The sequence below is a fragment of the Kocuria sp. NPDC057446 genome, assembly GCF_042802875.1.
Classification (GTDB): Bacteria; Actinomycetota; Actinomycetes; order Actinomycetales; family Micrococcaceae; genus Kocuria.
Map to the genome: position 1 here is coordinate 1 of NZ_JBHVDI010000121.1, position 12,139 is coordinate 12,139.

A 12,139-nucleotide genomic window follows, 5' to 3' on the forward strand; every position below is an offset into this window, starting at 1 on the left:
CCGTCGCGGCGGTCCTGCGCGCCCACGGCGTCGTCGACGTCGAGCCCTACCGCAAGCTCGGCCGCAACCAGCTGCGGATCGCCACGTTCGTCTCCGTCGAGCCCGACGACGTCGCCCGGCTCCTGGCCTGCGTCGACCACGTCGTCGACCGGCTCGGCGGGCGGTCCGGGGGCTAGCCGGAGCGCCGGCCGGGATCCCCGGCCGGCGAGCGCTCCGCGCGCAGCCGGAGCCACACGACGAACCCCACGAGGGCCCCGCCGAGACCGGCCGCCACGGCGACGCCCATGCCCCAGCGCGCGCCGAGGGCGTCGGTGATCCAGCCGACCACCGGCGCCCCGATCGGGGTGCCGCCCATGAAGATCGCCATGTAGAGGCTCATCACGCGCCCGCGCATCACCGGCGAGGTGGTGGACTGCACGTACGCGTTGGCGGTGGTCATGATGGTCAGCGAGGACAGCCCGCAGGGGACGAGCCACAGCGCGAACAGCGGCAGGGTGGGTGCCGTCGCCGCTCCGAGGCAGCTGAGGGCGAAGACCGCACTGCCCCCGTAGACGTAGCGCAGCCGGGCGCTGCGGCGCCGGGCCGAGAGCAGCGCCCCCGCCACCGTGCCGACCGCCAGCACGGAGTTCAGCAGCCCGAAGGTCTCCGAGCCCCGGCCGAACTCGGGGCCGGCCATGGCGGCCAGGAACACCGCGAAGTTCAGGCCGAAGGTGCCGATGAGGAAGATGGTGACGAGCACCGCCACGATGTCGGGCCGGCCGCCCACGTAGGCCAGTCCCTCCCGGATCTGGCCCCGTCCCCGGCCCGAGCGCGGCATCCCGCGCAGCCCGTCGGTGCGGATCGCCAGGACGGCGGCGAGCATGGCGCCGAAGGTCAGCGTGTTGAGGAGGAAGACCCAGCCCGATCCGATCGAGGCCACGAGCACACCGGCCACGGCGGGCCCGATCATCCGCGCGGCGTTGAAGGACGTCGCGTTCAGGGCCACGGCGTTGGAGAGGTAGGCGTCGTCGACCATCTCCGAGACGAAGGTCTGGCGCACGGGGGCGTCGAGCGTCGAGACGACGCCCAGGGCGAGGGCGAAGCCGTAGACGTGCCACAGCGTGGCGGCGTCGGCCAGGACCAGGGCCCCCAGACCGGCCGCCAGCACCGCCATGGCGCTCTGCGTCCACAGCAGCAGGCGCCGCCGGTCGAGCCGGTCCGCGAGCACTCCGGCCCAGGGCGCGAGGAAGAGCTGGGGCAGGAACTGCAGGGCCGTCACCACGCCCATGGCGGTGGCGTCGTGGTCGGAGAGCTCGTCGAAGACCAGCCACGACTGGGCGGTGCGCTGCATCCACGTGCCGATGTTGGACACGAGCGCGCCCAGGAACCACAGCCGGTAGTTGCGGAACCGGAAGGACCGGAACATCCCGCGCGCGGGCTCGGGGGCCTCCTCCGTCGCCGCGGTCCCCGGCGGAGCGGTCAGGACCCCTCGCCCTCCGCGGGTGCGACGGCGCCGTCCGCAGCGCCGTCCCCGGAGCCCGTGGGTCCGCCGACGGCGGCGTTCTCCGCGGCCTCGTCCTCGGCCCGGTCCTGCTCCTCCTGGGCCTTCTCCTCGGGGCTCACGCGGGCTGACCACGGGACCCACTCGGGCGCCAGCAGGGCGTCGTCACCCGGCAGCAGGCCGACCTCGCAGACGGTCACCGCCTTGCTGCGCGGGGCGCGGGCCAGGCTCGCGAACCAGTTCCAGCCCCGGTACCCGGGCAGCGTGCACTCGAAGTGGTGGACGACCAGCCGGTCCTCCTCCACCGTCACGCGGTGACCGGTGCCGATCTGCGCCGGCTCCGCGATCTGCTCCACCCCGGCGCGGGCCGTGGCCACGTCGGCCACGAGCAGGGGGTCCTGCTTCGGGGTCCGCCGGCGGCGGGGCGCCGCCGCCGGGGCCGCCGGCTCGGGCGCCGGCGGCGCCGCCTCGGCGGGCGCGTCCTGGACGGTCTCCTCGGTCACTGCTGGTCTCCCTCGGGGTGGGCGCCGGCGGCTGCCGGCGGTGGGTGCTCGGGATCGGTGGGCGCGACGGCCCGGCGGCCTCAGACGTCGAGGTTGTCGGCGACCGTGCGCAGGATCGCGGCGATCTTCCGACCGTGCGCGGAGTCCGGGTAGCGGCCCCGGTGCAGCCCGTTGGACATCTCGTCGAGCAGCTTGATGAGGTCCTCCGTGATGACCGCCATCTCCTCGGCGGGCTTGCGGACGTTCTTCGCCACCGACGGGGCCCGGTCGAGGATCCGGGCGGACAGCGCCTGCGCGCCGCGCCGCCCCTGGGCCACCCCGAACTCCATCCGGGTGCCCGGCTTCACCGAGGTGGCACCGGAGGGCAGCGCCGAGGAGGGCAGGAACACTTCCTGGCCGTCGTCGGCCGCCAGGAAGCCGAAGCCCTTCTTCGCATCGAACCACTTGACCTTGCCGGTGGGCACGCTGTCTCCCTCGTCCTCGTGTTCGTGGAGGGGTGGCCCGTCGGTCCTGCCGCCGGGCCACCCTGTGGAACCTCCCATTCTAGCCCTGCCCCGCGGGCGAGGGCCGCCGGGGCGCGGTCACCGGCACACCGTTGCGCTCGGTACCCTGGAGCCATGCCTGCTTCCGACGACCGTGCGGCCGCGCCCGCGAACCGCAGCGCCCGGCGACCCGGGTTCGACGTCCTCGGCCTCGCCGCGGTCGTGCTCGGCCTGGTGTGCGCCGTGTGCCTCGCCCTGCTGCTCGTGCTCAAGGCCGCCGGCGCGGACCCCTGGGACGGGCTCACGGTGATCCCGTGGTTCGCGTTCCCGGTGGCGTTCCTGCTGTTCTGCGCGGTCCTCGTGCGCTCCCTGCTGCGCCGACGACGGGCCTGAGCCGTGCTCCCGGACGGACTGCTCCGGGATCTCGCGTCCCGCTCGCCCGCCGAGCTGGGCGAGCTGCTCACCGCCCGGCCCGACGCCGCGCGCCCGGGCACGGACTCCGTCGAGGACCTCGCCGAGAACCTGCTGTCCCGGGCCGGGCTGCGCCGGGCCCTCGACTGCCTGTCCCGGCCCGAGCTGGACGCGGTCGAGCGCGCCGTGGTGCTGGGCCCGTCGGACGACTCCGCGGCCCGTCTGCCGGCCGGTCCGCCCTGGGACCGCCTGCACCGCCTGGCCCTCGCCCACCGGGACGGCGAGGCGCTGCGCCTGGTGCCCGGGCTGGCCGAGGCCCTCGGCCGCTACCCGGCGGGACTCGGCCGCCCGCAGCCGGTGCTCGCCGCCCTGGCCGCCCGGCTGCGCGGCGAGGCGCCGCCCGCGCCGGGAGCCGGGAGCCCGGCCTGGACCGCCGAGGAGCTCGCCCGGTGGCCCGCCTCCGTGCGGGCGGTCCTGGAACGCTTCCGCTCCCGGCCCGTGGGATCCCTGCCGGACGCGCTGCGCCGGACCGACCCGGCCGCCGATGCGGACTCCCGGCCGGTCGACTGGCTCCTGGCCCACGGCGTCCTGCTGCCCGTGGACGCCCGGCACGTGGAGCTCCCCCGGGAGGTCGGCCTGCTCCTGCGCGGCCCCGGTCCCTGGACCGCGACCTCCCCGGAGCCGCCCGCCCCACCCGCCGCCCGCGTGCCCGGGCGGCTGCGGGACAACGCCGCCGCCGCCGCGGTCGAGCAGCTGCTGCGCCGGACCGCCGCCCTGCGCGCCGAGCTGCGGGCCCGGCCGCTGACCACCCTGCGGGCGGGCGGGATCGGCGTGCGCGAGCTCCGCCGGCTGCGCTCCGCCCTGGGGATCGAGCACCCCGAGCTCGTCCGGCTCCTCGGCCTGGGCGAGCTGTCCGGGCTCGTGCGGCTGGACCCGGACACCTCGTCCTGGCGCCCCGCGCCGGCGCCCTTCGAGGACGCCGCGCGCCCCGACCAGTGGTGGCACCTGGTGCGGTCGTGGCTGGCCTCCGACGTCGTCCCCTCCGCGGTGGGGCTGCCCCTCGCGGACGGCACGGTCGTCGGGGTCCTGACCCGCGGCACGCACGCCCCGGAGGCCCCGGTGGTGCGCCGGACCCTGCTGGCCGCCCACACCGAGCTGGCCGGGCGCGCACCGGGGGGCCACGGACCCGAGGACGTCCTGGCCCTCGCCCGCTGGCGGCGCCCGCGCCTGGCCCGCGCCCTGGTCCGGTGGGGCCCGGGCATGCTGACGGAGGCCGCCGAGCTCGGGCTGCTGGGCGCCGACGCCCTCACGGAGCCCGGCCGGGCCCTCGTCGAGGACCGGCCCGAGGACGCCGTCCGCGCCGTGACCGGGTGGCTGCCCGCACCCGCGCGGACGGTGGTGCTGCAGAGCGACCTCACGGCGACGGCCACCGGCTACCTCGCGCCCGACGTGGCCCGTGCCCTGGACCGGCTGGCGGAGCCGGAGGGCCACGGCCCCGTCCCGCGGCACCGCTTCGGCGAGCGCTCCCTGCACCGGGCGCTCGACGCCGGCTGGACACCGTCCTCGATCCTGGCGTGGCTCGAGGAGCACAGCCGGGGCCCCGTGCCGCAGGCCCTGGCATACCTGGTCGAGGAGGTCGGCCGGGCGCACGGACGGATCCGGATCACCAGGGCGGACTGGGTGCTCACCGGCGAGGACGCGCTGCTGGAGGCGCTCGCCGGCTCCCCCGGCCTCGCGGGGCGCCGGCTGCGCCGGCCCGCCCCGGGCGTGCTCGTGGTCGACGCCGGCGAGGAGGCGTCCGACCGGCGCCGGGCGCCGGACGGCCGGGCGGGCGGGCTCCGGCAGCTCGCGGCCGCCGTCCGGGCCACGGGCACGGAGCCCGCGCTCGACGTCGCCCCCGCCGAGGACGCCCCGCCGGAGCCGGCCGCCGACCCGACCCTGCTGCTCGAGGTGCCCGCGCCGCGCCTGCCCGTCCCCTCCGCCGCGGAGATCCAGGTCCTGGTGGACCGGCTCACCGGGCGGGACCGTGCGCGGCACCCGGGCGACGACCTTGCCGACGCCCCTGCCGACGACCCGACCGACAGCGGAGGAGCCGCCCCGTGGGACCCCTGATCGTCCAGAGCGACCGGACCGTGCTGCTCGAGCTCGACCACGAGGACGCCGACGCCGCCCGGCGCGAGCTCGCGGCCTTCGCCGAGCTCGAGCGCGCCCCCGAGCACGTGCACACCTACCGCATCACGCCGCTGGGGCTGTGGAACGCCCGGGCCGCCGGCCTGGACGCCGAGCAGGTGCTCGACGTCCTGCTCACCCGCTCCCGCTTCCCGGTGCCGCACGCCCTGCTGCTGGACATCGACGAGACGATGTCCCGCTACGGCCGCCTGGTGCTGGAGAAGGACCCCGTGCACGGTCTCGTGCTGCGCAGTTCCGACGCCCCCGTGCTGGAGGAGATCGCCCGGCACCGGAAGATCGCCCCGCTGCTCGGGCCCCGCATCGACGGCGCCACCACGGTGGTGCACGCGAGCGCCCGCGGTCAGCTCAAGCAGCTGCTGCTCACCGTGGGGTGGCCCGCCGAGGACCGGGCCGGCTACGTGGACGGGACCCCCCACCCGATCGCCCTGACGGAGACGGACGGCGTCACGGGCGAGGCGTGGGCGCTGCGCCCGTACCAGCGCCACGCGGTGGAGAACTTCTGGGCGGGCGGCAGCGGCGTCGTCGTCCTGCCCTGCGGTGCCGGCAAGACGCTGGTCGGCGCCGGGGTGATGGCCGCGAGCTCGACGACGACGCTCGTGCTGGTCACGAGCACGGTCTCGGCGCGGCAGTGGAAGGCCGAGCTGCTGCGCCGGACCACCCTGACGGAGGACGAGATCGGCGAGTACTCCGGGACCGTCAAGGAGGTCCGCCCGGTGACGATCGCCACCTACCAGGTGCTGACGGCGCGCCGTGGCGGGATCCACCCGCACCTCGAGCTGCTCGACGGCCACGACTGGGGGCTGATCGTCTACGACGAGGTGCACCTGCTGCCCGCCCCCGTGTTCCGGATGACCGCCGAGCTGCAGGCGCGGCGCCGGTTGGGCCTGACGGCCACCCTGGTGCGCGAGGACCACCGCGAGGGCGAGGTGTTCTCCCTCATCGGCCCGAAGCGCTACGACGCGCCGTGGCGGGAGATCGAGGCCCAGGGCCACATCGCCCCCGCCGACTGCGTCGAGGTCCGGGTGGAGCTCCCCCTCGCGGACCGGATGGCCTACGCCTCCGCGGAGGACGCCGACCGGCACCGCCTCGCCTCGTCCTCCGCGCACAAGCTCGACGTCGTGGCCCGGCTCGTGGCCCGCCACCGCGGGGAGCCGGTGCTCGTGATCGGGCAGTTCCTGGACCAGCTCGACGAGCTGGGCGCGCTGCTGGCCGCCCCGGTGCTCAACGGCAGCACCGGCACGGCCCGGCGGGAGAAGCTCTTCGCCGCGTTCCGGGCCGGGGAGCTGCCGGTGCTCGTGGTCTCCAAGGTCGCGAACTTCTCGGTGGACCTGCCGGAGGCCTCGGTCGCGGTGCAGGTCTCAGGGGCCTTCGGCTCGCGCCAGGAGGAGGCGCAACGCCTGGGCCGGCTGCTGCGGCCCAAGCACGACGGCCGCCCGGCGACCTTCTACACCGTGGTGGCCCGCGACACCGTGGACGCCGACTACGCGGCCCGGCGCCGTCGCTTCCTCGCGGAGCAGGGCTACGCCTATCGGATCGTCGACGCCGCCGCCGTCGAGGCCCCCGGCGAACTCCCCGAGGATCGGTGAACGCCGTTCAGGCGGCGTTCAGGGTGTTCCGAGAAAATGGGCGGCGTGAAGAACGACAACCCCGAAGCGAAACTGCTCGTCGTCGACGACGAGCCCAACATCCTCGAGCTGCTGGCCACGTCCCTGCGCTTCGCCGGCTTCGAGGTGGTCACCGCCGCCAACGGCCGTGACGCCCTCGCCAAGGCGGAGTCCGAGGACCCGGACCTCGCCGTGCTCGACGTCATGCTGCCGGACATGGACGGCTTCACCGTGACCCGCAAGCTCCGTGCGTCCGGCCGGCACTTCCCCATCCTCTTCCTGACCGCCAAGGACGAGACCGAGGACAAGGTCACGGGACTGACCGTGGGCGGTGACGACTACGTCACCAAGCCCTTCAGCCTCGACGAGGTGGTCGCCCGCATCCGCGCGGTCCTGCGCCGCACCCAGCCCGCCGAGGAGGACGACTCCCGGCTGCGCGTGGACGACCTGGTCCTCGACGACGACGCGCACGAGGTGTTCCGGGGCGAGCGCGAGATCGACCTGTCCCCCACCGAGTTCAAGCTGCTGCGCTATCTCATGCTCAACCCGAACCGGGTGCTGTCCAAGGCGCAGATCCTCGACCACGTGTGGGAGTACGACTTCAACGGGGACGCCTCGATCGTGGAGTCCTACATCTCCTACCTGCGCCGGAAGATCGACAACGACCCGGAGCTGCCGCCGCTGATCCACACCAAGCGCGGCGTCGGGTACCTCCTGCGGTCCCAGCACAAGAACCACTGACCCGGGCCCGGGATGCACACCCTGTCCTCCCGGTGGCGCTCGGCCTCGCTGCGCTCGCAGCTCATGGTGCTCACGGGCCTGCTCCTGGCGCTGTCCATCCTGGTGACGAGCTTCGTGGCGATCTCGGTGCTGCGCACCTCGCTCCTGAACGACATCGACCGCGGCCTGCGGGACTCCGTGCAGACGGTGTCCGCGGTCCTGGTGGCCGACATGGGCGGCTCGCAGGGCGCCCAGGTGCCGCACGCCGGGTTCCTGCTCGACGCCGAGGGCGAGATGCTCGCCGAGGCGGTGCACACCCCGGAGGGCGTGCTGGAGCGGCGGCCGGACCTGTCGCAGGTCGACCTCGACCACGTGCGGCAGAACCCCTTCGAGCCGACCACCGTGGGCTCCGTGGGCGCCCCGGACCGCCGGTGGCGGGTGGTCGCGGCCGAGACGGAGCGGCTGAACCTCGTGGTGGCGGTCGCCGAGCCGCTCGACGACATGAACTCGATGCTGAGCGCGGTGACGCTCCTGACGCTGAGCTTCGGCGTGGCGACCCTGTTCGCCGCCATGGCGGTGGGCTGGGTCCTCGTCACCCGGGCGTTCGCGCCCCTGCACCGCGTGGAGCAGACCGCCGCCCGGATCGCGGAGGGCGACCTCTCCCAGCGCATGGAGGGCTACAACCGGCAGACCGAGATCGGTCAGCTCTCGGCGTCGCTCAACGCGATGCTCGGACACATCGAGGACGCCTTCGACGCCCGCACCCGCTCCGAGACGAAGCTGCGGCGGTTCGTGGCCGACGCCTCCCACGAGCTGCGCACTCCCCTGGTGACCATCCGCGGCTACTCGGAGCTCTACCGGCACGGCGCCCTGCAGGAGCCCGAGGACGTGGCCGGGGCGATGTCCCGGATCGAGTCCGAGGCGAAGCGGATGACGCAGCTCGTGGAGGACCTCCTGATGCTGGCGCGCCTCGACGAGCGGCGGCCCGCCGAGAACGTCGACGTGGACCTGCTGCACCTCGCGTTCGACGCGGCCGGGGACGCCCGCGCCTCCGCCCCCGACCGGCGGATCGGGGTGGAGGGCCTGCACGGCGGCGGACCGGTCTCGGCGTGGGTGCACGGCGACGAGTTCCGGCTGCGCCAGGTCGTGGCGAACCTCGTGACCAACGCGCTGCGCTACACCCCGGACGGGACCCCGATCGAGATCGCGGTGGGCGTGGAGGGCTCGGTCGACGACTCGTTCAACGCCGTCCTGCAGGTGCGCGACCACGGCCCGGGCATCCACGGCGAGGACGCGGAGCGCGTCTTCGAGCGCTTCTACCGGGCGGACTCCTCCCGCACGCGGGAGACCGGCGGCACGGGGCTGGGGCTGTCCATCGTGGCCGCCATCGTCCAGCAGCACGACGGCACCGTGCGGCTCACCGAGACCCCGGGCGGCGGGGCCACGATGACCGTGCGCGTGCCGGGCATCGAGCCCGCCGACGACGCCCCCGAGGTGTGAGCGGCTCCGTCAGGACTCGTCGGTGCCCTGGTGGAAGCGCAGCTGCCAGGGGCCCAGCTCGTTGCGGGAGTCCTCCCGGATCCACAGGGAGCTGCGCAGGCTCGTGCGGTCCCCGGCCGTGAGCCGGTAGACGAGGTGCACGGCCGCCGGCCCGAGCTCCGTGGCCTCGAGCACGTGCACGTCCACCGCACCGAGCGCCGGTTCGCGGGGCAGCCGGTCGAGGACGTCCGCCCGGGAGCACCACGTGCCCGAGGCCCCGACCTCGGTGAAGGCCTCGTGCAGCAGCTGGCCCAGCCGTCCCGGGTCCGCCCGGACCTCGGGGCGGAGCAGCTCCCGCTCGAGCGCCTGGACGGTCTCCCCCGCCGTCCGGCCGCGGGCCAGCTCCTCCTCGTGGGCGAGCAGCTCGCTCAGCAGGTCGGGATCGTGGCGGTCCTCGGGGGCCTCCGGCTCCCGGACGGCCACCGGCCTCCCGGCGCCCGCCGGCGCGGCGGTGCCGCGGGGTCCCGCGCCGTCGAAGCCCGGCCCCTCGGGGGCGGGACGTCCGGTCTGGAACGCGGTGGCCACCGCCCGGGCGCGGACGTCGGCGGCCTCGTTGAGCTCGTGGCCGGCGTGGCCCTTGACCCACTCGAAGTGCACGTCCCGGCCCGCCATCGCGGCGTCCAGGGCCTTCATGAGCTCCACGTTGAGGACGGGCTTGCCGTCCCGCTTCTTCCAGCCCTTCTTCTTCCAGCCGGGCATCCACTTCGTGATGGAGTTGATGACGTACTGGCTGTCGCACAGCACCCGCAGGGGCTCGTCGGGGCGGTGTGCCGTGGCCTCGAGCAGGTCCAGGACGGCCTTGAGCTCGCCCATGTTGTTCGTCCCGTGCGGCCACCCGCCGGCCCGCCAGGTGTCGTCGTCGATGTACCAGGCCCATCCCGCGGGGCCGGGGTTGCCCAGGGCGGAGCCGTCGGCGGCAGCAGTGATCGTCATGGACCCATCTTTTCACGGCCTCCCGGACCCGGACGCCACGGCCCGGCACGGCGCCGCCGCGCCGCGGGCTCAGTCGCCGGGCACCTGCTCGAGCTGCTGCTGGGCGACCGAGAGCACCCCGGCGACCTTCGACAGCTGCACCGCCGCAGTGCGCAGGTCCGTCTTCCCGTCGACCCGCAGCAGCAGCTCCACCTCGGCCCCCTCGAGCATCCGGCTCGAGACCACGGAGGCGCTGAGCTGCAGCTCGTCGACCACGGTCAGGACCTCGCGCAGCACCCCGTGCCCGTCCTCGTAGCGCAGCCGGAGGCCCTGGGGCGCCAGCATGCGGGGCAGACGCCGGGAGAGCGGGGTCAGCAGGAGCGCGGAGAAGAAGTGCAGGCCCGTGGCGACGACGGCGAGCGGCACCAGCCCGGCCCCGCAGGCCATGCCGATGGCGGCGGAGAGCCAGATGCTCGCGGCCGTGGTGAGTCCGTGCACCACGTCCCGGTTGGTGAAGATCACGCCCGCGCCGAGGAAGCCGATGCCCGTGATGACCTGGGCCGCCACCCGGGAGGGATCGGGACCGGCGCCGATGCCGGGCAGGGCGCCGAAGCCGTAGGCCGAGACGAGGGTGAACACCGCCGACCCGGTGCCGACCAGGGCATGGGTGCGCAGCCCGGCGCTCTTGCGCCGCAGGCGCCGCTCGAGGCCCACCAGGGACGTGAGCCCGAAGGCGATCAGCACGAGTGCGATCTGGACGGGGACCGCGTCCCACACGACGACGCCCACGACGCCTCCTCCGGCAGCTGGTCCTCCTGATTGAACACCACTTCCGGCACCGGGGGCACCGGGGGCGGGGACGACGACGGGCCGGGCACCTCCGCGAGGTGCCCGGCCCGTGCCGGATGCGTGCCGGGCACGCTCGACGGATCAGCCGTCGATCACATCATGCCGCCCATGCCGCCCATGCCGTCGTCGGCACCGGCGCCGGCACCCGCGGGCTCCGGCTTGTCGGCCACGACGGCCTCAGTGGTGAGGAACAGCCCGGCGATGGACGCCGCGTTCTGCAGCGCGGAGCGGGTGACCTTGACCGGGTCGTTGATGCCCGCGGCCATCAGGTCCTCGTACTCGCCGGTGGCGGCGTTGAGGCCGTGGCCCATGGCCAGCCCGCGGACCTTGTCCACGACCACGCCGGCCTCGAGGCCGGAGTTGATGGCGATCTGCTTGAGCGGGGCGTCGATGGCGACCTTGACGATGTTCGCGCCGGTGGCCTCGTCACCCGTGAGCTGCAGCTTGTCGAACGCCTTCTGGCCGGCCTGGATCAGGGCCACGCCGCCGCCGGCGACGATGCCCTCCTCCACAGCGGCCTTCGCGTTGCGCACGGCGTCCTCGATGCGGTGCTTGCGCTCCTTGAGCTCGACCTCGGTGGCGGCACCGGCCTTGAGGACGGCCACGCCGCCGGCCAGCTTGGCCAGCCGCTCCTGCAGCTTCTCGCGGTCGTAGTCCGAGTCCGAGTTGTTGATCTCGGCGCGGATCTGGGCCACGCGGCCCTCGATCTCCTCGGCGGTGCCGGCGCCGTCGACGATGGTGGTCTCGTCCTTGGTCACGACGACCTTGCGGGCCTGGCCCAGCAGGTCCACGGTGGCGGTCTCGAGGGAGAGTCCGACCTCCTCGGTGATGACCTGGCCACCGGTGAGGATGGCGATGTCGGCCAGCTGCGCCTTGCGGCGGTCGCCGAAGCCGGGGGCCTTGACGGCCACGGACTTGATGGAGCCGCGCATCTTGTTGAGCACCAGCAGGGCCAGGGCCTCGCCCTCGACGTCCTCGGCGATGATCAGCAGCGGCTTGCCGGCCTGCATGACCTTCTCGAGCACGGGGACCAGGTCCTTGACCGCGGAGATCTTGGAGTTGACCACGAGGATGTAGGGATCCTCGAGGACGGCCTCCTGGCGGTCGGCGTCGGTGACGAAGTACCCGGACAGGTAGCCCTTGTCGAAGCGCATGCCCTCGGTCAGCTCGAGGTCCAGCCCGAAGGTGTTGGACTCCTCGACCGTGATCACGCCCTCCTTGCCGACCTTCTCCATCGCCTGGGCGATGAGGCGGCCGATCTCGGGGTCGCCGGCGGAGATCGACGCCGTGGCGGCGATCTGCTCCTCGGTCTCGACCTCCTTGGCGGAGGCCAGCAGCTCCTCGGTGACCGCGGCGACGGCCTTCTCGATGCCGCGCTTGAGGCTCAGCGGGTCGGCGCCGGCGGCCACGTTGCGCAGGCCCTCCTTGACGAGCGCCTGGGCGAGCACG

The 12,139-nt window shown here is 74.6% G+C and carries 11 protein-coding genes and 1 pseudogene; 6 read left to right on the forward strand and 6 right to left on the reverse strand.

Annotation, left to right across the window (positions count from 1 at the left end; genetic code table 11):
* A pseudogene (locus ACFU0Y_RS13520) lies at positions 1-176 on the forward strand (phosphoserine transaminase); the annotation flags it as partial.
* Here the strand turns inward: ACFU0Y_RS13520 and ACFU0Y_RS13525 are convergent.
* From ACFU0Y_RS13525 to ACFU0Y_RS13535, 3 genes are all read right to left on the reverse strand, one after another.
* Complete coding sequence (locus tag ACFU0Y_RS13525) at positions 173-1,405, reverse strand: MFS transporter (RefSeq protein ID WP_380215048.1); 1,233 nt, start codon at positions 1,403-1,405, stop codon at positions 173-175. The pseudogene ACFU0Y_RS13520 and the gene ACFU0Y_RS13525 sit on opposite strands and share 4 nt — an antisense overlap.
* A gap of 53 nt (positions 1,406-1,458) precedes the next feature.
* Positions 1,459-1,983, reverse strand: coding sequence for a DUF3027 domain-containing protein (locus ACFU0Y_RS13530; RefSeq protein ID WP_380215049.1), 525 nt, complete (start codon positions 1,981-1,983; stop codon positions 1,459-1,461).
* 80 nt (positions 1,984-2,063) lie between these two features.
* Positions 2,064-2,447 carry a cold-shock protein gene (locus ACFU0Y_RS13535; protein ID WP_380215050.1) on the reverse strand — a complete coding sequence of 128 codons (384 nt, stop codon included), beginning with the start codon at positions 2,445-2,447 and terminating at the stop codon, positions 2,064-2,066.
* A gap of 153 nt (positions 2,448-2,600) precedes the next feature.
* Here ACFU0Y_RS13535 and ACFU0Y_RS13540 point away from each other — a divergent pair, with 153 nt between their 5' ends.
* The 5 genes from ACFU0Y_RS13540 to ACFU0Y_RS13560 are packed head-to-tail and all read left to right on the forward strand — an operon-like array spanning position 2,601 to position 8,890.
* The gene (locus tag ACFU0Y_RS13540) at positions 2,601-2,858 is read left to right on the forward strand and encodes a hypothetical protein (protein WP_380215051.1); all 258 of its coding nucleotides are present in this window, start codon (positions 2,601-2,603) and stop codon (positions 2,856-2,858) included.
* 3 nt (positions 2,859-2,861) lie between these two features.
* Entirely contained in the window at positions 2,862-4,988 is a 2,127-nt protein-coding gene (locus tag ACFU0Y_RS13545) for a helicase-associated domain-containing protein (protein ID WP_380215052.1), read from the forward strand.
* Positions 4,976-6,652 (forward strand): DNA repair helicase XPB, encoded by a 1,677-nt coding sequence (locus tag ACFU0Y_RS13550; protein WP_380215053.1) that lies wholly within the window; start codon positions 4,976-4,978, stop codon positions 6,650-6,652. Before ACFU0Y_RS13545 ends, ACFU0Y_RS13550 begins: the two co-directional genes overlap by 13 nt.
* 36 nt (positions 6,653-6,688) lie before the next feature.
* The gene (locus ACFU0Y_RS13555; protein ID WP_380215054.1) at positions 6,689-7,411 is read left to right on the forward strand and encodes a response regulator transcription factor; all 723 of its coding nucleotides are present in this window, start codon (positions 6,689-6,691) and stop codon (positions 7,409-7,411) included.
* Between the two features lie 12 nt (positions 7,412-7,423).
* Positions 7,424-8,890: a sensor histidine kinase gene (locus ACFU0Y_RS13560; protein ID WP_380215055.1), complete on the forward strand. Its 1,467-nt coding sequence runs from the start codon at positions 7,424-7,426 to the stop codon at positions 8,888-8,890.
* Positions 8,891-8,899: 9 nt separating this feature from the next.
* Here the strand turns inward: ACFU0Y_RS13560 and ACFU0Y_RS13565 are convergent, their stop codons facing one another.
* The 3 genes from ACFU0Y_RS13565 to groL form a co-directional block, all read right to left on the reverse strand.
* Positions 8,900-9,862, reverse strand: a complete 963-nt coding sequence (locus ACFU0Y_RS13565; RefSeq protein ID WP_380215056.1) for an RNase H family protein — start codon at positions 9,860-9,862, stop codon at positions 8,900-8,902.
* Positions 9,863-9,931: 69 nt separating this feature from the next.
* The gene (locus ACFU0Y_RS13570) at positions 9,932-10,630 is read right to left on the reverse strand and encodes an MgtC/SapB family protein (RefSeq protein ID WP_380215057.1); all 699 of its coding nucleotides are present in this window, start codon (positions 10,628-10,630) and stop codon (positions 9,932-9,934) included.
* A 152-nt stretch (positions 10,631-10,782) separates the two neighbouring features.
* The coding region (groL, locus tag ACFU0Y_RS13575) for a chaperonin GroEL (RefSeq protein ID WP_380215058.1) at positions 10,783-12,139 on the reverse strand (1,357 nt) is incomplete at its 5' end.

Bases quoted from the DNA above. Each gene is read 5' to 3' on its own strand.
- ACFU0Y_RS13540 (WP_380215051.1), top strand. From the start codon at position 2,601: ATGCCTGCTTCCGACGACCGTGCGGCCGCGCCCGCGAACCGCAGCGCC.
- ACFU0Y_RS13565 (WP_380215056.1), bottom strand. From the start codon at position 9,862: ATGACGATCACTGCTGCCGCCGACGGCTCCGCCCTGGGCAACCCCGGC.
- ACFU0Y_RS13555 (WP_380215054.1), top strand. From the start codon at position 6,689: ATGGGCGGCGTGAAGAACGACAACCCCGAAGCGAAACTGCTCGTCGTC.
- ACFU0Y_RS13560 (WP_380215055.1), top strand. From the start codon at position 7,424: ATGCACACCCTGTCCTCCCGGTGGCGCTCGGCCTCGCTGCGCTCGCAG.
- ACFU0Y_RS13525 (WP_380215048.1), bottom strand. From the start codon at position 1,405: ATGTTCCGGTCCTTCCGGTTCCGCAACTACCGGCTGTGGTTCCTGGGC.